16 protein-coding genes are annotated in these 20531 nt (G+C 65.3%); 5 read left to right on the top strand and 11 right to left on the bottom strand.

Annotated features, from left to right (window positions below; translation table 11 throughout):
• Nucleotides 1–14: 14 nt before the first annotated feature.
• From lpdA to N2602_RS01970, 11 genes are all read right to left on the bottom strand, one after another.
• Nucleotides 15–1415: a dihydrolipoyl dehydrogenase gene (lpdA, locus tag N2602_RS02020; protein ID WP_172788834.1), complete on the bottom strand. Its 1401-nt coding sequence runs from the start codon at nt 1413–1415 to the stop codon at nt 15–17.
• 52 nt (nt 1416–1467) lie between these two features.
• A complete protein-coding gene (locus N2602_RS02015) occupies nt 1468–2229 on the bottom strand; it encodes an SDR family oxidoreductase (protein ID WP_260381592.1) in 762 nt (253 codons plus the stop codon).
• Between the two features lie 54 nt (nt 2230–2283).
• On the bottom strand, nt 2284–3525 hold the full coding sequence (gene odhB / locus N2602_RS02010; RefSeq protein ID WP_172788836.1) for a 2-oxoglutarate dehydrogenase complex dihydrolipoyllysine-residue succinyltransferase: 1242 nt from the start codon (nt 3523–3525) through the stop codon (nt 2284–2286).
• A gap of 182 nt (nt 3526–3707) precedes the next feature.
• Nucleotides 3708–6665: a 2-oxoglutarate dehydrogenase E1 component gene (locus tag N2602_RS02005; protein WP_260381591.1), complete on the bottom strand. Its 2958-nt coding sequence runs from the start codon at nt 6663–6665 to the stop codon at nt 3708–3710.
• 136 nt (nt 6666–6801) lie between these two features.
• On the bottom strand, nt 6802–7686 hold the full coding sequence (sucD, locus tag N2602_RS02000) for a succinate--CoA ligase subunit alpha (RefSeq protein WP_260381590.1): 885 nt from the start codon (nt 7684–7686) through the stop codon (nt 6802–6804).
• Between the two features lie 36 nt (nt 7687–7722).
• Entirely contained in the window at nt 7723–8202 is a 480-nt protein-coding gene (locus N2602_RS01995; RefSeq protein ID WP_172788839.1) for a DUF1579 family protein, read from the bottom strand.
• Nucleotides 8203–8206: 4 nt separating this feature from the next.
• The gene (gene sucC / locus N2602_RS01990) at nt 8207–9403 is read right to left on the bottom strand and encodes an ADP-forming succinate--CoA ligase subunit beta (RefSeq protein WP_260381589.1); all 1197 of its coding nucleotides are present in this window, start codon (nt 9401–9403) and stop codon (nt 8207–8209) included.
• Between the two features lie 202 nt (nt 9404–9605).
• Nucleotides 9606–10574, bottom strand: a complete 969-nt coding sequence (mdh, locus tag N2602_RS01985; RefSeq protein WP_027572983.1) for a malate dehydrogenase — start codon at nt 10572–10574, stop codon at nt 9606–9608.
• Nucleotides 10575–10895: 321 nt separating this feature from the next.
• A complete protein-coding gene (gene zapE / locus N2602_RS01980) occupies nt 10896–12083 on the bottom strand; it encodes a cell division protein ZapE (RefSeq protein WP_260381588.1) in 1188 nt (395 codons plus the stop codon).
• Nucleotides 12084–12280: 197 nt separating this feature from the next.
• Entirely contained in the window at nt 12281–12817 is a 537-nt protein-coding gene (thpR, locus tag N2602_RS01975) for an RNA 2',3'-cyclic phosphodiesterase (RefSeq protein ID WP_172788842.1), read from the bottom strand.
• A gap of 176 nt (nt 12818–12993) precedes the next feature.
• Nucleotides 12994–13629, bottom strand: a complete 636-nt coding sequence (locus tag N2602_RS01970; RefSeq protein ID WP_260383823.1) for an arylesterase — start codon at nt 13627–13629, stop codon at nt 12994–12996.
• A gap of 55 nt (nt 13630–13684) precedes the next feature.
• Between N2602_RS01970 and N2602_RS01965 the strand changes: the two genes are divergently transcribed.
• The 5 genes from N2602_RS01965 (at nt 13685) to N2602_RS01945 (ending at nt 20421) form a co-directional block, all read left to right on the top strand.
• Nucleotides 13685–14407 carry an ABC transporter ATP-binding protein gene (locus N2602_RS01965; RefSeq protein ID WP_260381587.1) on the top strand — a complete coding sequence of 241 codons (723 nt, stop codon included), beginning with the start codon at nt 13685–13687 and terminating at the stop codon, nt 14405–14407.
• Nucleotides 14404–16974: an ABC transporter permease gene (locus N2602_RS01960; RefSeq protein WP_260381586.1), complete on the top strand. Its 2571-nt coding sequence runs from the start codon at nt 14404–14406 to the stop codon at nt 16972–16974. The genes N2602_RS01965 and N2602_RS01960 overlap by 4 nt, the downstream gene beginning before the upstream one ends.
• A gap of 276 nt (nt 16975–17250) precedes the next feature.
• Nucleotides 17251–18042, top strand: a complete 792-nt coding sequence (locus tag N2602_RS01955; RefSeq protein WP_172788845.1) for a Bax inhibitor-1/YccA family protein — start codon at nt 17251–17253, stop codon at nt 18040–18042.
• 275 nt (nt 18043–18317) lie between these two features.
• The gene (locus N2602_RS01950; RefSeq protein ID WP_212257666.1) at nt 18318–18848 is read left to right on the top strand and encodes a GNAT family N-acetyltransferase; all 531 of its coding nucleotides are present in this window, start codon (nt 18318–18320) and stop codon (nt 18846–18848) included.
• Between the two features lie 319 nt (nt 18849–19167).
• Nucleotides 19168–20421: an IS110 family transposase gene (locus N2602_RS01945; RefSeq protein WP_172789764.1), complete on the top strand. Its 1254-nt coding sequence runs from the start codon at nt 19168–19170 to the stop codon at nt 20419–20421.
• The last annotated feature ends 110 nt before the right edge of the window (nt 20422–20531 follow it).

Here is a 20531-nt window from a genome sequence, read left to right as displayed (position 1 = left end):
CGCTGGGCGCTTCGCTACATATGGATGGCGCGCTTGCCGACCGCAAGCGCGGCTTCCTTGACGGCCTCCGAGCGGGTCGGATGGGCATGGCAGGTGCGCGCGAGATCTTCCGCACTGCCGCCAAATTCCATGAGAACACACGCTTCATGGATCATTTCGCCGGCTTCGCGGCCGATAATGTGCACGCCGAGCACGCGATCGGTCTTCGCATCTGCGAGAATCTTCACAAAGCCGTCGGTGGTCTGGTTGACCTTGGAGCGGCCGTTGGCGGTGAACGGAAACTTCCCGACCGTATAAGCCGTGCCCGCCTGCTTCAGTTCCTCCTCGGTCTTGCCGACGGAGGACACTTCCGGCGTGGTATACACGACGCCCGGGATCACGTCATAATTCACGTGGCCGGCCTGGCCGGCGATGATCTCGGCGACCGCGACGCCTTCATCCTCGGCCTTGTGCGCGAGCATGGGGCCTGCGACGACGTCGCCGATGGCATAGACGCCCTTCAGGCTGGTGGCGAAATGCGGATCGATCTGCACCCGGCCGCGCGCGTCCAGCGCGACGCCGGCTTCCTTGAGGCCGAGACCGTCGGTGTAGGGCACGCGGCCGATGCAGACCAGCACGACGTCGGCTTCGATGGTCTCGGCGGCACCGCCGGAAGCCGGTTCGATTTTCGCGAGCAATGCCTTGCTGTTCACCTCGACGCCGGTCACCTTCGAGCCCAGCTTGAATGCAAATCCCTGCTTTTCAAGGATGCGTTGGAATTGCTTGGCGATCTCGCCGTCCATGCCGGGCAGGATGCGGTCGAGAAATTCAACCACCATGACTTCGGATCCGAGCCGGCGCCACACGGAGCCGAGTTCGAGCCCGATCACGCCGGCGCCAATGACCAGCAATCGGCCTGGCACCTTCTCCAGCGACAGCGCGCCGGTCGAGGACACGATGCGCTTCTCGTCGATCTCGATGCCCTTCAGGCGCGCGATGTCGGAGCCGGTGGCGATCACGATGTTCTTGGTCTCGACCACCTGCGACTTGCCGTCGGCGGAGACCTCGACCTTGCCGGTGCCCAGGATCTTGCCGGTGCCCTTGAGCACGTCGATCTTGTTCTTCTTCATCAGGAACTCGACGCCCTTGACGTTGCCGTCGATGCCCTGCTGCTTGAAGTTCATCATCGACGGCAGATCGAGCTTCGGCGCGGAAACGCTCACGCCCATCTTGGCGAAGGAATGCCCGGCTTCCTCGAACATCTCGGAGGCGTGCAGCAGCGCCTTCGACGGCATGCAGCCGACGTTGAGGCAGGTGCCGCCGAGGGTTGCGTTCTTTTCGACCACGGCGACTTTCATGCCGAGCTGGGCTGCGCGCACCGCGCAGACATAACCGCCCGGTCCGGTGCCGATGACGACGAGATCGTAGGTAGCCATGAGAGAAAGTCCCGTAAGGTTAGGCGTGATGAGGATGAGTCCGCGCGGCGCCTCAGCGTCCGCCGGACACATCGAGAATGGCTGAGGTGACGTAGGAGGCCTCGTCCGAGATCAGCCAGACGATGGCATTGGCGATTTCGTCGGCGGTGCCGACGCGCTTCATCGGCACCAGATGGGCCAGACGATGGGCGCGGTCGGGCTCGCCACCGGCGGCGTGGATTTCGGTGTCGATCAGGCCGGGACGGATCGCAGCGACGCGAATGCCCTCGCCCGCGACCTCATAACCGAGGCCGACGGTGAAGGAATCGACCGCGCCCTTGGACGCGGCGTAGTCGACATAGGTGTTGGGTGCGCCGAGACGGGCCGCGACCGAGGACAGGTTGACGATGACGCCGCCCTTGCCGCCGTGCTTGGTCGACATCCGCTTCACTGCTTCACGCGCGCAGAGGATGGAGCCGGTGACGTTGACGGCCATCACGCGCTGGATGCGCTCGGCCGACATCTCGTCGACACGCACGCCGCTCTTGCCGACAATGCCGCCATTGTTGACGAGCGCGCCGAGCGTACCGAACTTGTCGGCCTCCTTGAACAAATTGAGGATGTCGCTTTCCTCGGCGACGTCGCATTTCACCGCGATGGCCTTGCCATTGCTGGCCGCGATCTGCGCGACCACCTCGTCGGCCGCATTCTTGTTGCTGGCATAGCCGACCACGACGCGGAAGCCGCGCGCGGCCGCCGCAAGCGCGGTCGCACGACCGATGCCGCGGCTGCCGCCGGTGATGACAACGACTTTATCCGTCACGCGCGCCTCCATGGTTCGACACGCGCCGTCGCATCAGTCGCGACGGCGCTCGCAACGCATCAGCGATCAGAGATCGAGCACCAGGCGCGCCGGATCTTCCAGGCTCTCCTTGACGCGAACCAGGAAGGTGACGGCTTCCTTGCCGTCGATCACGCGGTGATCGTAGGACAGCGCCAGATACATCATCGGGCGCACCTCGATCTTGCCGCCGACGACCATCGGCCGCTCCTGGATCTTGTGCATGCCCAAAATGCCCGACTGCGGCGCGTTCAGGATCGGGGTCGACATCAGCGAGCCGTAGATGCCGCCGTTGGTGATGGTGAAGGTGCCGCCCTGCATTTCGTCGATCTTGAGCTGGCCGTCACGGGCGCGGCGGCCGAAATCGGCGATGCCCTTCTCGATGTCGGAGATCGACTTGTGGTCGCAGTCGCGCACGACGGGCACGACGAGGCCCTTGTCGGTGCCGACGGCGACGCCGATGTGATAGTAGTTCTTGTAGATCAGGTCGCTGCCGTCGATCTCGGCGTTGACCGCCGGGATGTCCTTCAGCGCCTGCACGACGGCCTTGGTGAAGAAGCCCATGAAGCCGAGCTTGGCGCCGTGCTTCTTCTCGAACGCGTCCTTGTAGTGCGCGCGCAGCGCCATGACGTTGGTCATGTCGACCTCGTTGAAGGTCGTGAGCATGGCCGCAGTGTTCTGCACGTCCTTGAGGCGGCGCGCGATGGTCTGGCGCAGCCGGGTCATCTTGACGCGCTCTTCGCGGGCGGCGTCATCGGCCGGCGAGGGGCTGCGGACCTGAACGGCGGCGGCGGGCTGGTTGACCGGGGTCGGCGCGGACGCGGCGCGCTCGATCGCGGCCAGCATGTCGCCCTTGGTGACGCGGCCGTCCTTGCCGGAGCCGGGAACGGTCGAGGCGTCGATGCCGGTCTCGGCGGAGAGCTTACGCACGGACGGCGCGAGCGGCGCGTCGGCCGGCGGTGCCTTCGCGGCAGCGGGCGCCGGCGCGGGAGCAGCGGCGGCAGCCGCGGGCGCAGCAGCCTTGGCCGGCGCGGCGGCGGGCTTGGCCGCGCCGGCACCGTCGGTGATCTGACCGAGCAGCGCGCCCACTGCAACGGTTGCACCATCGGCAGCGATGATCTCGCTCAGCGTGCCGGCGGACGGCGCGGGGACTTCGATGGTGACCTTGTCGGTCTCGAGCTCCACCAAGGGCTCGTCGACGGCGACGGGGTCGCCGGCCTTCTTGAACCAGCGGCCGATGGTGGCCTCGGTGACGGATTCGCCGAGCGTCGGCACACGAATTTCAGTCATGGTCTCTTCCTTAAGGGATCGCCGGTAGCGGTCATGAATTTCATACGTCATTGCCCGCGAAGGCGGGCAATCCAGTACGCCGTGACCTTCGTGATCAGAACGAAAGCCGCGGAATACTGGATGCCCCGCCCCCGTGCGCGATTGCGCACTAGGCGGGGCATGACCTAGTCCTAAAAACCTTCTCAGCTCAGTGCTTCGTCCAGGAACGCCTTCAGCTGAGCCTGATGCTTGGACATCAGACCCGTTGCGGTCGCGGCGGAGGCAGCGCGGCCGACATAACGCGGACGCCGGCTCACCCCGTTCACCTGGTTCAGCACCCATTCCAGATAGGGCTCGATGAAGTGCCAGGCACCCATGTTGCGGGGCTCTTCCTGGCACCACACCATCTCGGCCTTCTTGAAGCGCGACAGCTCGGCCACCAGCGCCTTCAGCGGCACCGGATAGAGCTGCTCGACGCGCATCAGGTAGATGTCGTCGATGCCGCGCTTCTCGCGCTCCTCGTAGAGGTCGTAATAGACCTTGCCGGAGCACAGCACGATGCGGCGGATCTTCTCGTCGGGGACGAGCTTGATCGCCTCGTTCGGCAGCATCTGGGCGTCATCATAGAGGATGCGGTGGAAGGTCGTGCCCTTCGCCAGCTCTTCCAGACGCGACACCGCCCGCTTGTGACGCAGCAGCGACTTCGGCGTCATCATGATCAGCGGCTTGCGGATCTCGCGATGCAGCTGCCGGCGCAGCACGTGGAAGTAGTTCGCCGGCGTGGTCGGGTAGACCACCTGCATGTTGTCTTCCGCGCACATCTGCAAGTACCGCTCGAGGCGCGCCGAGGAGTGCTCCGGACCCTGGCCCTCATAGCCGTGCGGCAAGAGGCAGACGAGACCGGACATGCGCAGCCATTTGCGCTCGCCCGAGGAGATGAACTGGTCGAACACGACCTGCGCGCCGTTGGCGAAGTCGCCGAACTGGGCTTCCCACAGCGTCAGCGTGTTCGGCTCGGCGAGCGAATAGCCGTATTCGAAGCCGAGCACGGCTTCTTCCGACAGGAGCGAATTGATGACCTCGTAATGGCCCTGCTCGTGACCGAGATGGTTGAACGGCGTGTAGCGGCTTTCGTCTTCTTGGTCGATCAGGACCGAATGGCGCTGCGAGAAGGTGCCGCGCTCCGAATCCTGTCCGGACAGACGGACGTGATGGTTTTCGTTGAGCAGCGAGCAGAACGCCAGCGCCTCGCCGGTCGCCCAGTCGATGCCGGCGCCGGTGTCGATGGCCTTCGAGCGGTTGTCGAGGAAACGCTGGATGGTGCGGTGAACGCGGAAGCCGTCCGGGACCTTGGTGATCTTGCGGCCGATATCCTTCAGCGTGGCGATGTCGACGCCGGTGACGCCGCGCCGCGCATCCTCTTCCTGGTCGGCGATCTTGAAGCCGGACCACTTGCCGTCGAGCCAGTCGGCCTTGTTCGGCTTGTAGGAGGTGCCGGCCTCGAACTCGGCGTCGAGCCGGGCGCGCCAGTCCGCCTTCAGCTTGTCGACCTCACCCTCGGTGACGACGCCTTCTGCGATCAGGCGCTTGGAGTAGAGCGTGAGCGTCGAGGGATGGGCCGCGATCCGCTTGTACATCACCGGCTGGGTGAAGGCCGGCTCATCGCCCTCATTGTGGCCGTAGCGGCGGTAGCACCACATGTCGATGACGACGGGCTTGTGGAACTTCTGCCGGAATTCGGTCGCGACCTTGGCTGCGAACACGACGGCTTCCGGATCGTCGCCGTTCACGTGGAAGATCGGCGCGTCGATCATCTTCGCCACATCAGACGGATAGGGCGAGGAGCGCGAGTAGCGCGGATAGGTGGTGAAGCCGATCTGGTTGTTGACGATGAAGTGCACGGAGCCGCCGGTGCGGTAGCCCTTCAGATCGGACAGGCCGAAGCACTCCGCGACCACGCCTTGACCGGCGAACGCGGCGTCGCCGTGCATCAGCAGCGGCATCACCGAGATGCGCATGTCCGGGGGATCACCGTGCTGGTCCTGCTTCGCACGCACCTTGCCGAGCACCACGGGATCGACGATCTCGAGATGCGAGGGGTTGGCGGTCAGCGACAGATGGATGCGGTTGCCGTCGAACTCGCGGTCCGAGGAGGCGCCAAGATGGTACTTGACGTCACCCGAGCCTTCGACCGCGTCGGGATTGGCCGACCCGCCCTTGAACTCGTGGAACAGTGCGCGATGGGCCTTGCCCAACACCTGCGTCAGCACGTTGAGGCGGCCGCGATGCGGCATGCCCAGCACGATTTCCTTCACGCCGAGATTGCCGCCGCGCTTGATGATCTGCTCGAGCGCGGGGATCAGGGCTTCGCCGCCGTCGAGGCCGAAGCGCTTGGTGCCGGTGAACTTGGTGTCGCAGAACTTTTCGAAGCCTTCGGCTTCGATCAGCTTCTGCAGGATGGCCCTGCGGCCTTCGCGCGTGAACGAGATCTCCTTGTCGGGTCCCTCGATGCGCTCCTGAATCCAGGCCTTCTGCGCGGCGTTGCTGATGTGCATGAACTCGACGCCGAGCGTCTGGCAGTAGGTGCGCTCGCAGATCGCGGTGATCTCGCGCAACGTGCCGTATTCAAGACCGAGCACGTGATCGAGGAAGATCTTGCGGTCGAAATCGGCCTCGGTGAAGCCGTAGGTGCGCGGATCGAGCTCTTCGCGGTTGCGCTGGGCTTCGATGCCGAGCGGATCGAGCTTGGCGTGGAAGTGGCCGCGCATGCGGTAGGAGCGGATCAGCATCAGGGCGCGGACGGAGTCGCGCGTCGCCTGAAGCACGTCGGCGGAGGAGATGTCGGCGCCCTTGGTCTGCGCCTTGGCGGCGATCTTGGCACCGACCGCCTTCTCGACTTCGGCCCAGTTGCCGTCGAGGGCGGAGGTCAGGTCATCCTTCGGGGTCAGCGGCCAGTTGTCGCGCTCCCAGGACGGGCCTTCCGCGTTCTTGCTGATGTCAGCAGGCGCGTCGTTCAGGCTCTTGAAGAACTCCTGCCACTCGGCGTCGACCGAGGACGGGTCATTCTGGTAGCGGGCGTAGATTTCGTCGATGTAGGTGGCGTTGGTGCCCTGCAAAAAGGATGACAGGGCAAAGGCTGCGTTCGCGTCCTGGCGAGACATACTTGAGTTCCTGGCGATTTCGGTTCGCGCATAACAAACGGCGCTGGCGCCGAGCTCCCCGACAGGGCTCGACGCGACAGGCACCCTTTACCCTATTTGCTGCGAAACTTCGCCCGGAAAAGCACGAAGAAGTGAATTAGCCTTTCAACTTTTCGGCAAGCGTGTGTCCGAGGCGGGCGGGCGACGGAGACACTGTAATCCCTGCGGATTTCATCGCCTCGGTCTTGGAACCGGCATCGCCCTTGCCGCCCGAGATGATGGCGCCGGCATGGCCCATGCGGCGGCCGGGAGGGGCGGTGACGCCGGCGATGAAGCCGACCATCGGCTTCTTGCGGCCGCGCTTGGCCTCGTCCTTGAGGAACTGGGCGGCGTCCTCCTCGGCGGAACCGCCTATCTCGCCGATCATGATGATCGATTCCGTCTTGGGATCGGCCAGCAGCATCTCCAGCACGTCGATGAACTCGGTGCCCTTGACCGGGTCGCCGCCGATGCCGACCGCGGTGGTCTGGCCGAGGCCTTCCTGGGAGGTCTGGAACACGGCTTCATAGGTCAGCGTGCCCGAGCGGGAGACGATGCCGACCGAGCCGGTCTTGAAGATGTTGGCGGGCATGATGCCGATCTTGCACTCGCCGGCGGTCATGACCCCCGGGCAGTTCGGCCCGATCAGGCGCGACTTGGAGCCGAGCAGCGAGCGCTTGACGCGCACCATGTCCACGACCGGAATGCCCTCGGTGATGCAGACGATCAGCGGGATCTCGGCGTCGATCGCTTCGCAGATCGCGTCCGCCGCGCCCGGCGGCGGCACGTAGATCACCGACGCGTCGGCGCCGGTCTTCTCACGCGCCTCGCGCACGGTGTCGAACACCGGCAGGCCCAGATGCGTCGAGCCGCCTTTGCCCGGCGAGGTGCCGCCGACCATCTTGGTGCCATAGGCGATCGCGGCCTCGGAATGGAAGGTGCCGTTCTTGCCGGTGAAGCCCTGGCAGATGACCTTGGTGTTCTTGTCGATCAGGATGGACATGAGGTCTGCTTTCGCGAAACTAACAGAGTGAGAGGGTCAGTGGATGCGGCGGTAGACGCCGGTGAGGACGTCGGACCAGCCTTCCGCGTCCGGCGAGAACTGAATCTTCAACGAGTAGGAATCCTCATTGATGATCTCGTAGACGTGGCGCGCATTGCCGCGGAGCGAGCCGCGCACCAGCGTCAGGGTCTTGCCGACCCACCCGCCTGAGGCGGGCGAAGGCGGCGTGTAGCCGAGCGAGTCGTACCAGAACAATTTGTAGGTCCGGTCGTCGCGGTCGAAGGTGAAGATGCCGTGGGTGGCGAAGATCTGCTTGCCGTCGCGCATCTGGACCGAGTCCTGGATCAGATAAAATCCGTTGAGGTCCATGCGCGCGACGACGTGCGAGGTGGCCGGCCCGCCCGCGTTCCAGCGCGACGGGAAGACCATCTCCTCACCATCCCATTCGCCGGCGAACGCGGCGAGGCGCGTGTGCTCGGGGAGCGGAGATGATGCGGCGAGATGGTCCTGGGTCATGGCCTTAGCCTCCCTTGACGGCCTTCACGATCTTCTGCGCGGCGTCGTCGAGATTGTCGGCGGGCACCACGTTCAGTCCGGATTCACGGATGATCTTCTTGCCAAGCTCGACGTTGGTGCCTTCGAGGCGGACCACGAGCGGCACGCTGAGGCCGACTTCACGAACCGCAGCGGTGACGCCCTCGGCGATCACGTCGCACTTCATGATGCCGCCGAAGATGTTGACCAGAATGCCCTTCACGTTGGGATCGGCAGTGATGATCTTGAACGCGGCCGCGACCTTCTCCTTGCTGGCGCTGCCGCCGACGTCGAGGAAGTTCGCCGGCGCCATGCCGTAGAGCTTGATGATGTCCATCGTCGCCATGGCAAGGCCCGCGCCGTTGACCATGCAGCCGATGTTGCCGTCGAGGGTGACGTAGTTGAGATCGTACTTGGACGCCTCGATTTCCTTGGCGTCTTCCTCGGTCTCGTCGCGCAGCGCGAGCACCTCGGGATGACGGAACAGCGCATTGTCGTCGAACGACACCTTGGCGTCGAGCACGCGGAGCTGGCCCTGCTTGGTCACGACCAGCGGGTTGATCTCCAGCATCGACATGTCCTTGGCGACGAAGGCGGCGTAGAGCTGCGCGGTGAGCTTCTCGGCCTGCTTGGCGAGATCGCCTGATAGCTTCAGCGCCTTCGCGACCGTGCGGCCGTGGTGCCCCATGATGCCGGTGGCGGGATCGACCGAGAAAGTGACGATCTTCTCAGGCGTGTTGTGCGCGACCTCCTCGATGTTGACGCCGCCTTCGGTCGAGACGACGAAGGAGACGCGCGAGGTCTCGCGGTCGACTAGGATCGAGAGGTAGAATTCCTTGTCGATGTCCGAGCCGTCCTCGATGTAGAGGCGGTTGACCTGCTTGCCGGCGGGGCCGGTCTGCACGGTCACCAGGGTTGCGCCCAGCATCTGCTTGGCGAACTCGGAGACTTCAGCGGCCGACTTGGCGATGCGGACGCCGCCCTTGTCGCCGGCCGAGGCTTCCTTGAACTTGCCCTTGCCGCGGCCGCCGGCATGGATCTGGCTCTTCACCACCCAGACCGGGCCGGGCAGCGCCTTGGCCGCAGCTTCGGCGTCGCTCGCTTTAAGGACCGGGACGCCCTTGGAGATCGGCACGCCGAACTCGTTCAGCAGCGCTTTGGCCTGATATTCATGGATATTCATATGGTCGCTCCCTGAACCCGCGGGCGGTGACCTCATGGGCCCACCTCAGTCTTGTGGCTGGCATACCATATACCACAGGAACTGCAACCCGGATTCTTTGACTTCGAGATCTCTGGACTAGGGAACCCGCCCCGGCAGTGGGTCCCGGAAATGAAACCGCCGAAGACCGGGTTTCGATCTTCGGCGGGATGTCGTTTGCGCCTTAGCGGCCGAGAAGATCGGGTGCGATCTTCTTGCAGGCATCGACCAGGCCCTGCACGGCGCCGACCGACTTGTCGAAGGCTTCGCGGTCCTTGCCGGCGAGCTCGATCTCCACCACGCGTTCGACGCCCTTGGAGCCGATCACGACGGGCACGCCGACATACATGTCCTTCACGCTGTACTCGCCGTTGAGATAGGCGGCGCAGGGCAGCACGCGCTTCTTGTCCTTCAGATAGCTCTCAGCCATCGCGATCGCGGAGGCCGCCGGCGCGTAGAAGGCCGAGCCGGTCTTCAGCAAATTGACGATCTCGGCGCCGCCGTTGCGGGTGCGATCGACGATTTCGTCGAGGCGCGCCTGCGAGGTCCAGCCCATCTTGACGAGGTCGGGCAGCGGAATGCCGGCGACGGTGGAGTACTTCACCAGCGGCACCATGGTGTCGCCGTGGCCGCCGAGCACGAAGGCGGTGACGTCCTCGACCGAGACGTTGAACTCGTCGGCAAGGAAGTAGCGGAAGCGGGCCGAATCCAGCACGCCGGCCATGCCGACGACCTTCTTGTGCGGCAGGCCGGAAGCCTTCTGCAGCGCCCAGACCATGGCGTCGAGCGGGTTGGTGATGCAGATGACGAAGGCATCGGGGGCGTACTTCTTGATGCCAGCACCGACCTGCTCCATGACCTTGAGGTTGATGGAGAGGAGGTCGTCGCGGCTCATGCCGGGCTTGCGCGGCACGCCGGCGGTGACGATGCAGACCTTGGCGTTGTCGAGCGCCTCATAGGAGTTCGCGCCAGTGTAGTGGGCGTCGAAGCCGTCGACCGGCGAGGACTGCGCGATGTCGAGCGCCTTGCCCTGCGGCACGCCTTCGGCGATGTCGAACATCACGACGTCGCCCAGTTCTTTCAGGCCGATGAGGTGAGCCAGCGTTCCGCCGATCTGACCGGAGCCAATCAAAGCAATCTTGTCGCGCGCCATGTGAACCTGTCCTTTAGACCACGTAAGGAGGGGAAAACTGAGACGGGTGGTTATCCCTTTCGCCTCCCCCGTTCAAGTCGCCCAATGCCCAATTGTCGGGCTTGCCGCGATAGCAGCCAGCATACCCGCTCCGTCATTCCGGGATGCGCCGACAGGCGCAGGCCCGGAATCCATAACCACGCCCGCGCTTGCGGCTTGCCGCATGCGCGGCAAATTTAAGTAGCGCGAATGGCCCAAGGGCCACGCGAGCCGGGAGTATGGATTCCGGGCTCGCGCTCCGCGCGCCCCGGAATGACACCGGGGACGATGGTGAAATAGGACTTAAGTCTCCACCAGGCCCTTGGTCGAGCCGCTGGCGGTGGAATCCTTGCGGCCGTGAGGCAGCGCCAGATAGGATTCCGAGCTCATTTCGATCAGGCGCGAGGCGGTCCGTTTGAACTCCATGGCCTCAACACCCTCGGTCGCGAGGTAAAGTGAGATCGGGTTGGCGTCGGCCGAGGCCATCAGCTTCACGGCGTTGTCATAGAGCGTATCAATCAGCGTGATGAAGCGCTTGGCCGCGTTGCGCTGGGAGGAGTCCATCACTGGAATATGGTCGACCAGGATGGTGTGATAGTCGTGCGCCAGCCTGAGGTAGTCGGATGCGCCGAGCGGCTGCTCGCAGAGGTCTGCGAAGGAGAACCGCGCCACGCCATGGGCCGAGCACGGCACGTGCAGGATGCGCCCCTTGATCGAAATGTCGCGCGGCTTGCATTTGGCATTGCCGGTCATCTTCACCCAGGCGCGGTTGAGCGCGGCGTCGGCATCGCCATCGGCCGGCGTCAGCCACATCCGCACGCCCTGAAGTTTTTCGAGCCGGAAGTCGGTGCGCGCATCGAGCCGCGCGACGTCCATGTGGTCGGTGATCTGCTTGATGAAGGGCAGGAACAGCGAGCGGTTGAGGCCGCCCTTGTAGAGATCGTCGGGCGCGACGTTGGAGGTCGCGACCACGACGGTGCCGAGCTCGAACAGTTTCGCGAACAGGCGGCCCAGGATCATCGCGTCCGCGATGTCGGTAACGTGGAATTCGTCGAAGCAGAGCAGCCAGCTCTCCTCGAAAATCGCGTTGGCGGTCAGCGCGATGACGTCGCCATCGGCGATCTCGCCGCGCGCGATGCTCTGGCGGTAGTCGTAGATGCGCTCGTGCACGTCCGCCATGAACTCGTGGAAATGCGCGCGGCGCTTGTGCTCGACCGATGAGTGCTGGAAGAACAGGTCCATCAGCATGGTCTTGCCGCGGCCGACCTCGCCATGGATGTAGAGCCCGCGCGGCGCCTCGTCCTTGTCACCAGAGCTGAACAGGCGGCTGAGCAGGCCTTGCTTGCGAGCGGGCTTGTAGGTCGAGAGCCGCAGGTCGAGCGCCGCATAGGCCTCGGCGACCTCGGCCTGCGCGGCATCGGGCTCGATCGCGCCGGATGCGATCTCGGCCTGGTAGGCCTCGCGGAATGAGGAGCTTTCGGTGGAGAGCATGGCCCTTTACGGCCAGAGACCGGCGGAAATTGCAAGCCGTGAAATGAGGTCAGAGCTATGCGGTTTCGTGTCCCGGACGCGCTGCAGCGTGCAACGCTGCTGCGCAGAGCCGGGACCCACCGTCTCGTTCATCACCACATTTACGTTCATCGCGGAGCACTGGGCCCCGGCTCTGCGGCCGGGGCACGAGAGCGGTGCTACTCACACAGCTCATAGGCGTCCTCGACCACATACGGGCCACCGCCGGTGGAGGCGCGCGAGGAGAACAGCACGAAGCGTTCCGCCATGAACGCCTTGCTCGGGAAGTAGCCGCGGATCGAGAGATAGTCGGCGACGTCGCGGTCGGAAGCGTCGTGTAGCCGCGCGAGCGTGACGTGGGGGATGAACTTGCGTCCCTCGGGGTCGAGGCCGATCCGCTGCATCATGCGCTCGAGCTCGGCCTGCAATTCCATCAGCGGCTTGCTCGGCGCGATGGTGGCGACCACTGCGCGCGGCTTGCGGCCGCCGAAGCTGGTGAGCCCCTGCACCTTCACCTCGAACGGCTTGCGGTCGACGCGAAACAGCATCGAGGCGATCTCGTTGGCGGAAGCGCCGTCGATGTCGCCGATGAAGCGCAGGGTGACGTGATAATTTTCGGGATCGATCCAGCGGGCGCCGGGGAGGCCGCCCCTCAAGTTGGAAAGCGACTGGCCGATCTCGGCCGGAATTTCCAGACCCGTGAACAAACGCGGCATCGTTTCGCACTCCCGATGCTTGGGTACAGTCCTCGAAGTGCGAGAACCATATCCAAATTAGAGCCGGCGACGAATCACCGGTACCCTGATTCCTATCGCAGTTGTGTGACTCTGCGAAGCATGCCGCGCCTCACCCCGGTAAAACCCTGGGAATTAGGGTTAGCTTTGCCTGGTTTTCAACGCCGTTGCTCAGCGATCGTGCCAACGAATGCCTCCACCGTGGGCATGATCCTGCCGACGATGATGTCGACGCCCTCAGCGGTCGGATGAATGCCGTCGGCCTGGTTGAGCTTGGCGTCGGCCGCGACGCCCTCGAGGAAGAACGGATAGAGCGGCACGTCGAATGTCTTCGCCAGATCCGGATAAATCGAATTGAAGCGCGCGGCGTATTCGGCGCCGTAATTCGGCGGCGCCAGCATGCCGCAGAGCATGACTGAAATCTTTCGCGCCTTGAGCCGCTGGACGATGTCGGTCAGCGCCGCGCGCGCCACGTCGGGATCGATGCCGCGCAGCGCGTCATTGGCGCCGAGCTCGACGATGACGCCGTCAGTTCCATCGGGCACCGACCAGTCGAGCCGGTCGCGGCCGCCCGAGGTGGTGTCGCCGGACACCCCGGCATTGGTCATGTCGATCTCTATGCCTTTGGCCTGTAAGGCTTTTTGAAGCTTTTGGGGGAACGCCTCCTGGGCCGGAAGGCCGAAGCCGGCGCTCAGGGAATCGCCGAGGACGACAAGCTTGACCGGTTTTGTCGCGCCCGCCCAAGCCGGGTTCGCCATCGTCATGAAGGCGAGCATCAACACGGCTATGTGCATGAACAATCCGTAACGCCTCTCGACCCCGCGTGCGGAGTTGCCATATGACCGGACCATGGACACTCGCATCGACCTCTCTTCGCTCGCCGCTACTGCCGCGGACACCATCGCCATCTCCAACGTCAATCTGTCATTGGGCACGGGCGCGGCACGCGTTCACATCCTCAAGGATATCAGCCTGCGCGTCGCCTCGGGCGAGACGATCGGCCTGATCGGCCCGTCAGGCTCGGGCAAATCCACGCTGCTGATGGTGATGGCGGGGCTGGAGCGTCCTGACAGCGGAGAGGTGGTGGTGAATGGCACGCCTTTCAATGCCCTCGACGAGGACGCGCTGGCGCGCTTCCGCGGCCGCCAGGTCGGCATCGTCTTCCAGTCCTTCCACCTGATCCCGACCATGACAGCACTGGAGAACGTCGCGGTGCCGCTGGAGCTCGCCGGCAATCCCGACGCCGCCAAGCGCGCGGCAGAGGAGCTGCAATCGGTCGGGCTCGGCGACCGCCTGCATCATTATCCGACGCAGCTCTCCGGCGGCGAGCAGCAGCGCGTCGCGCTCGCCCGCGCGCTGGCACCCGATCCCGCGATCCTCGTCGCGGACGAGCCGACCGGCAATCTCGACGAAGCGACCGGAAAGCAGATCGTCGATCTGCTGTTCACCAAGCATGCCGAGCGCGGCATGACCTTGGTGCTCGTGACGCACGATTCCTCGCTCGCACACCGCTGCGACCGCGTCATCCGCCTGCGCTCCGGGCGCATCGACACGCAGTCTGCGCCGGCATGAGCGCCGTGGCCGAACCGTTCGCGAAGCCGAACGCCGTCGCGCTGTCGCTGCGCTACGCCTTGCGCGAATTGCGCGGTGGCCTGCGCGGCTTCTACGTCTTCATCGCCTGCATCGCGCTCGGCGTGATGGCGATTGCCGGCGTCGGCTCGGTGTCCGCCAGCCTGAGCGATGGTCTCGCGCGCGAGGGCCGCACACTGCTCGGCGGCGACGTCTCGTTCGTGCTGTTCCAGCGCGAGGCCAAGCCGGAAGAGGTCGCGTTCCTGCGCTCGCGCGGCACGCTGTCGACCGCTGCGACCTTGCGCGGCATGGCGCGTTCGGCTGACGGCAAGCTGGCGCTGGTCGAGATGAAGGCGGTCGATAGCACCTATCCGATGCTAGGGCAGCTGACGCTGGCGCCGCCCCTGCCGATGGCCGATCTGCTCGCCGAGCGCGACGGTGCGTTCGGCGCCGCCGCCGATCCGACGCTGCTGGCGCGGCTTTCGCTCAAGACCGGCGACCGCGTCACCATCGGCGCGGCGACCTTCCAGATCCGCTCGACGGTCGAGGCCGAGCCCGACAAACTCGCGGGCGGCATCGGCTTCGGGCCGCGCTTTTTGATCAGCGAGGCGGCCTTGCGCGCCACCGGCCTGATCCAGCCCGGCAGCCTGGTGCGCTGGGTCTACCGGGTCAAGCTGCCAGAGGCTGCGAACAACGAGCGCGCCACCGAAGCCTTCATCGCGGATGCGCGCAGCGCCGCGCCGCAAGCCGGCTGGGAGATCCGCAGCCGGTCCAATGCCTCGCCGCAGCTCGAGCGCAATATCAGCCGCTTCACGCAGTTCCTGACCCTGGTCGGCCTCGCCGCGCTGCTGGTCGGCGGCGTCGGGGTCGCCAATGCCGTCAAGAGCCACATCGACCGCAAGCTCGAGGTGATCGCCGCCTTCAAGGCCGTCGGCGCCACCGGCCGGGACGTGTTCGGCATCTACCTGGCGCAAGTGGTCCTGCTGGCGGCGATCGGATCCGTGATCGGCCTTGCGCTCGGCGCCGCGATGCCCTTTGCCATCGTTGGCCTGTTCGGCAAGCTGCTGCCGCTGCCGGTGGTGCCGGCCGTGCATGCCGACGAGCTCGCGCTGTCCTTCGTCTACGGCCTCCTCACTGCGCTTGCCTTCGGCCTGTGGCCGCTCGGGCGCGTGCACGACGTGCCGGTGGCCGCGCTGTTCCGCGACACCATCAGCTCCGAATGGCACCGGCCGCGTGCGGGCTATCTCGTGTTCATGGGGGTCGTGATCGCGCTGCTCATCGCGGTCGTGATCGGCCTGTCGTTCGACAAGCGCATCGCCGCGGTGTTCGTGGCCTCCTCCGTCGTCGTGTTCGCCTTGCTGCGCGGCATCGCCGCCCTGCTGATGGCGATCGCACGCCGGCTGCCGCGGACGCGGCTGCCGATGCTGCGGCTGGCGATTGCCAACATCCACCGGCCGGGCGCGCTGACGCCTTCAGTCGTGCTGTCGCTGGGACTCGGGCTCGCCGTGCTCGTCACCATCACCCAGATCGACGGCAATCTGCGCCGGCAGTTCCTGGCCGCGCTCCCCGACCAGGCACCGTCGTTCTTCTTCATCGACATTCCGAGCGCGCAGGCCGAGCAGTTCGACGCCTATCTGCACCGGATCGCCCCCGGCGCCCGAATCGAGGACGTGCCGATGCTGCGCGGGCGCATCGTCGCCGCGCGCGGGGTGCGCGCCGAGGAGCTCAAGCCCACAACCGATTCCGAATGGGTGCTGCAGAGCGACCGCGGGCTGACCTACACCGCCGAGCTGCCCAAGGGCTCCAAGGTGGTCGAGGGCGAGTGGTGGCGCGCCGATTATTCCGGCCCGCCGCTGGTCTCGATGGAGAAGAAGATCGCCGACGGGCTCGGCCTCAAGCTCGGCGACGAGGTGGTGGTCAACGTGCTCGGCCGCGACATCCCGGCGAAGATCAGCAATTTGCGCACGATCGACTGGCAGGGGCTCGGCATCAATTTCGTCCTGGTGTTCTCGCCCAACGCCTTCAAGGGCGCGCCGCACACCCACATCGCGACGCTGACGGAAGCGGGCGGAAATGCGGCGGGCGACGGCAAGATCATCAAGGAGATCGCCGACGCCTATCCGATGGTGACGAGCGTGCGCGTGCGCGAGGTGATGCAGACGGTCGGCTCGGTCGTGACCAATCTGGCCCTGGCGATCCGCGGCGCCAGCGCCGTGACCCTGATCTCGGCGATCCTGGTGCTGGGCGGGGCGCTCGCCGCCGGCCACCGCCACCGGGTCTATGATGCGGTGATCCTGAAGACCCTGGGCGCGACGCGGCTGCGGCTGCTCGGCGCCTATGCTCTCGAATACCTCCTGATCGGCCTTGCCACGGCGGTGTTCGGGGTGATCGCCGGCAGCATCGCGGCGTGGATGATCGTCACGCGGCTGATGACGCTGAGCTTCGTCTGGCAGGCCGGCAGCGCCGCCGGCGTGGTCGCGGCCGCGCTGGTCGTCACCGTCGGGCTCGGGCTTGCCGGCACGCTGCTGGCATTGAACAAAAAGCCCGCGACGGTGTTGCGAAATTTGTGACAAATTGAAGCGGCGGATCGAGCCGGAATCGCCCCGGTTTCCGCGATTAACCACGCTGCTCGTCAGCTCCACGTCAGGATTGCCGCCAAGGGCGACATTCGGCCGCGCGTGGAAGGTTGCAGCGAATGTGTTAGTTTCCCACATATCGAATGGGTTCGGGGCCCCGATTGTGAGCCAAAATTTAGTCGGCTGGCAGCGGTCTCCGAGATAGAATTTGACGAACCGGCGGCATGGCGACCCTCATGCCGGACCGGACCAACCAACGGGAATTCGACCATGTCGGACCTAGACCGTAACTACGCTTCTCCTTTCGGCAGGGCCGCCGGGCGTGTCGACGCCGCGACGGTCGATGCCGGCCTGCGCGCCTATATGCTGCGCATCTACAACTACATGAGCATTGGCCTGGCCATCACCGGCCTTGCCGCGCTCGGCGTCTACATGGCCGCCGTGACCGACGTCCCGACGGCGGACGCCGTCCGCGTCGGCAAGCTGTTCCTGACGCCGTTCGGCTACGCCATGTTCGTCAGCCCCCTGAAGTGGCTGTTCATGCTCGCGCCGCTCGCGATGGTGTTCGTGATCTCGGCGGGCATCAACCGCCTGGCCCCCTCGACCGCCCAGATCCTGTTCTGGGTGTTCTCGGCGCTGATGGGCATCTCGCTGTCGTCGATCTTCCTGGTGTTCACCCACACCTCGATCGTGCGGGTGTTCTTCATCACCGCGGCCACCTTCGGTGCGCTGAGCCTCTACGGCTACACCACCAAGCGTGACCTGACCGGGATGGGCTCGTTCCTGTTCATGGGCCTGATCGGCATCATCATCGCCAGCCTAGTGAACCTGTTCCTGGCCAGCTCGATGCTGCAGTTCATCGTCTCGGTGGTCGGCGTGCTGGTGTTCTCGGGCCTCACCGCGTGGGACACCCAGCGGTTGAAGAACGACTACATCTACGGCTATGCCTCGGCCGGCGGTGACATCGCAGAGCGCGCGGCCATCACCGGCGCACTGTCGCTGTACCTGAACTTCATCAACCTGTTCACGCTGCTGCTGCAGCTCCTCGGCCAGCGCGAGTAGGCGACAGGACCGAGCGAACGACACGAACCCCGGCCGAGAGGCCGGGGTATTTGTTTGGGGCGGGAGCGCGCCACACGCTCAATGTCATCGCCCGCGAAAGCAGGCGATCCAGTATTCCAGAGGCAGTCGTGATTGACCGAGAGGCCGCAGCGTACTGGATTCCGCGCCTTCGCGGGGAATGACGGCGGAGAAAGTGGAGGGTCCGCTCGCAATGACGGGGGCGGAGGCGGCGGAACCCCTTCCGGCCGCCGCGGGAACACTCTAATCTTCCCGCCATGTCCGCACCCGATATCAGGCCCACCACCGAGGCCGACCTTCCCGCCATCACCGCCATCTACCAGCAGGCCGTCCGCGAGGGCACGGCGACGTTCGAGCTGGAGCCGCCTGACCTTACGGAGATGACGCGCCGCTATCGCGCGCTGATCGACGGCGGCTATCCCTATTTCGTCGCCATGCTGGACGGACGCGTGGCCGGCTATGCCTATGCCGGCGCTTACCGGCCGCGGCCGGCCTACCGCTTCACGGTGGAGAACTCGATCTATCTGGATCCGTCCTTCCACCGCCGCGGCGTCGGCTCAATGCTGCTGGAACGGCTGATCGCCGAATGCGAGACGCGCGGCTTCCGCCAGATGATCGCGGTGATCGGCGATTCCGCCAATGCCGGATCGATCGGCGTGCACACAAGGTGCGGCTTCAAGATGATCGGCACGCATCCCAGCGTCGGGCTGAAATTCGGGCGCTGGCTGGACACGGTGATGATGCAGCGCGACCTCGGCGAGGGCGCGCGCACGGTGCCGGGGAAGTAAGCTCGGTTTCGTAGGGCGGGCAAAGCGCAAGCGTGCCCACCGTTCGCGGCGATTGAGATAGGACGTGGGCACGGCGCGGTGCGCCTTTGCCCACCCTGTACCCTTGTGGGGTTCGTGGCGGCCTTCGGATGTAGACTGGCCGTCCGGGCCGATCCGCCGGGAGCAGCCTTGTCCACCTGTGCCTCGAGCACCGACGTAGGAACCGCGCCCCGGCGGAGCGACCGCGATCGAGATCCGGTAGGAGGTCGCGCCAAGAGCGCCGGTACAGGGACTGATCAGGATCGTGGTGGCCCGCCTTGCGAGCAAGGAGGTCTCAACAATGATCGAAGATGTACGCTGGTTCGTCGGGATCGACTGGGCAACGCGGAGCCATAGCGTTTGCCTGCTGGATGCCGCGGGAAGACAGGTTGCGCAGCACGAGTTCGACCATGGCGGCGCCGGGCTGACGGAGTTGCGTGACTGGCTGCTGGAGAAGACCAAGGCCGCACCGGGACAGATCGCCGTGGCGATCGAGATGCCGCACGGCCCGGTGGTGGAGATGCTGCTCGAGCACGGGTTTGCGGTGTTTGCCATCAATCCCAAGCAACTGGATCGCTTCCGCGATCGCTTCACGGTGGCCGGTGCCAAGGACGACCGCCGCGATGCTCATGTGCTCGGCGCCTCGCTGCGCACTGACCGTGCTGCTTTCCGTCGGCTTGTGGCAGACGATGCGGCGATGATTGAGCTGCGGGAGTGGTCGCGCCTGGCGGACGAACTGCAGCAGGAACGCACGCGGCTTGCCAACCGCTTGCGTCAGCAGTTGTGGCGATATTATCCCCAGGCCACCAAGTTGACCGACGATGTCGCCGACGAATGGTTCCTGGCGCTTTGGCAGAAGGTGCCGACCCCCGCCAGTGCGGTCAAGGCCAGCGAGAAGGCCATCGCAGGTGTTCTCAGGGACTATCGTATCCGCCGTCTCAATGCGGCGACGGTGCTCGGGACTTTGCGCGAGGCACCGCTGTTCGTAGCCCCCGGCACGACGGAGGCAGCCTGCGCTCACATCCGCAGCCTGGCGGCACGTCTGCACCTGGTCAATCGGCAGATCAAAGAGGCTCATCAGAACCTGGACCGGCTATGTGCCGAGTTCGAAGGAGAGGAGAAGCCGTCGGGGCAGAGCTCGGAGCAGTGCGACGTGACGATCCTACGCTCCTGGCCAGGAATCGGCAGGATCAATCTCGCCACACTGCTCGCCGAGGCCGCAGAGCCCCTGCGCAGACGAGATTACCATGCTCTGCGCGCCTTGGCAGGGGCTGCGCCGGTGACGCGGCAAAGCGGCAAACAACGCTTCGTGATCCGCCGCCTCGCCTGCAACAGGCGGCTACAGAGCGCCGTCCATCACTGGTCGCGTGTCGCCATCCAACACGACGCTGCCAGCAGGCGACGGTATGATGCCTTGCGCAGAAAAGGACACGGTCACGCGCGGGCTCTGCGCAGCGTGGGAGATCGCTTGCTTTTTGCCCTGTGCACGACGCTCAAGCGACAGACCCCATACGATGCGGACCATAACGGCACAAAGAACTCCGCGAACGGGTGAGCCCCATTCCTTTGTTCGGCCGGGCGACCATTCCTTCGTCCCGACCTGCCGAGCGCCAGAGCGCCGCCCGCAGATGCTGTCCAGGATGCCGAAGGCACCGGCAAAGCCGG

Origin of the sequence: Bradyrhizobium sp. NC92 (genome assembly GCF_025200865.1) — a bacterium.
Taxonomy (GTDB): domain Bacteria; phylum Pseudomonadota; class Alphaproteobacteria; order Rhizobiales; family Xanthobacteraceae; genus Bradyrhizobium.
The sequence above is the reverse complement of the archived record's forward strand: the minus strand, read 5'-3'. Positions and strand labels throughout refer to the sequence as shown.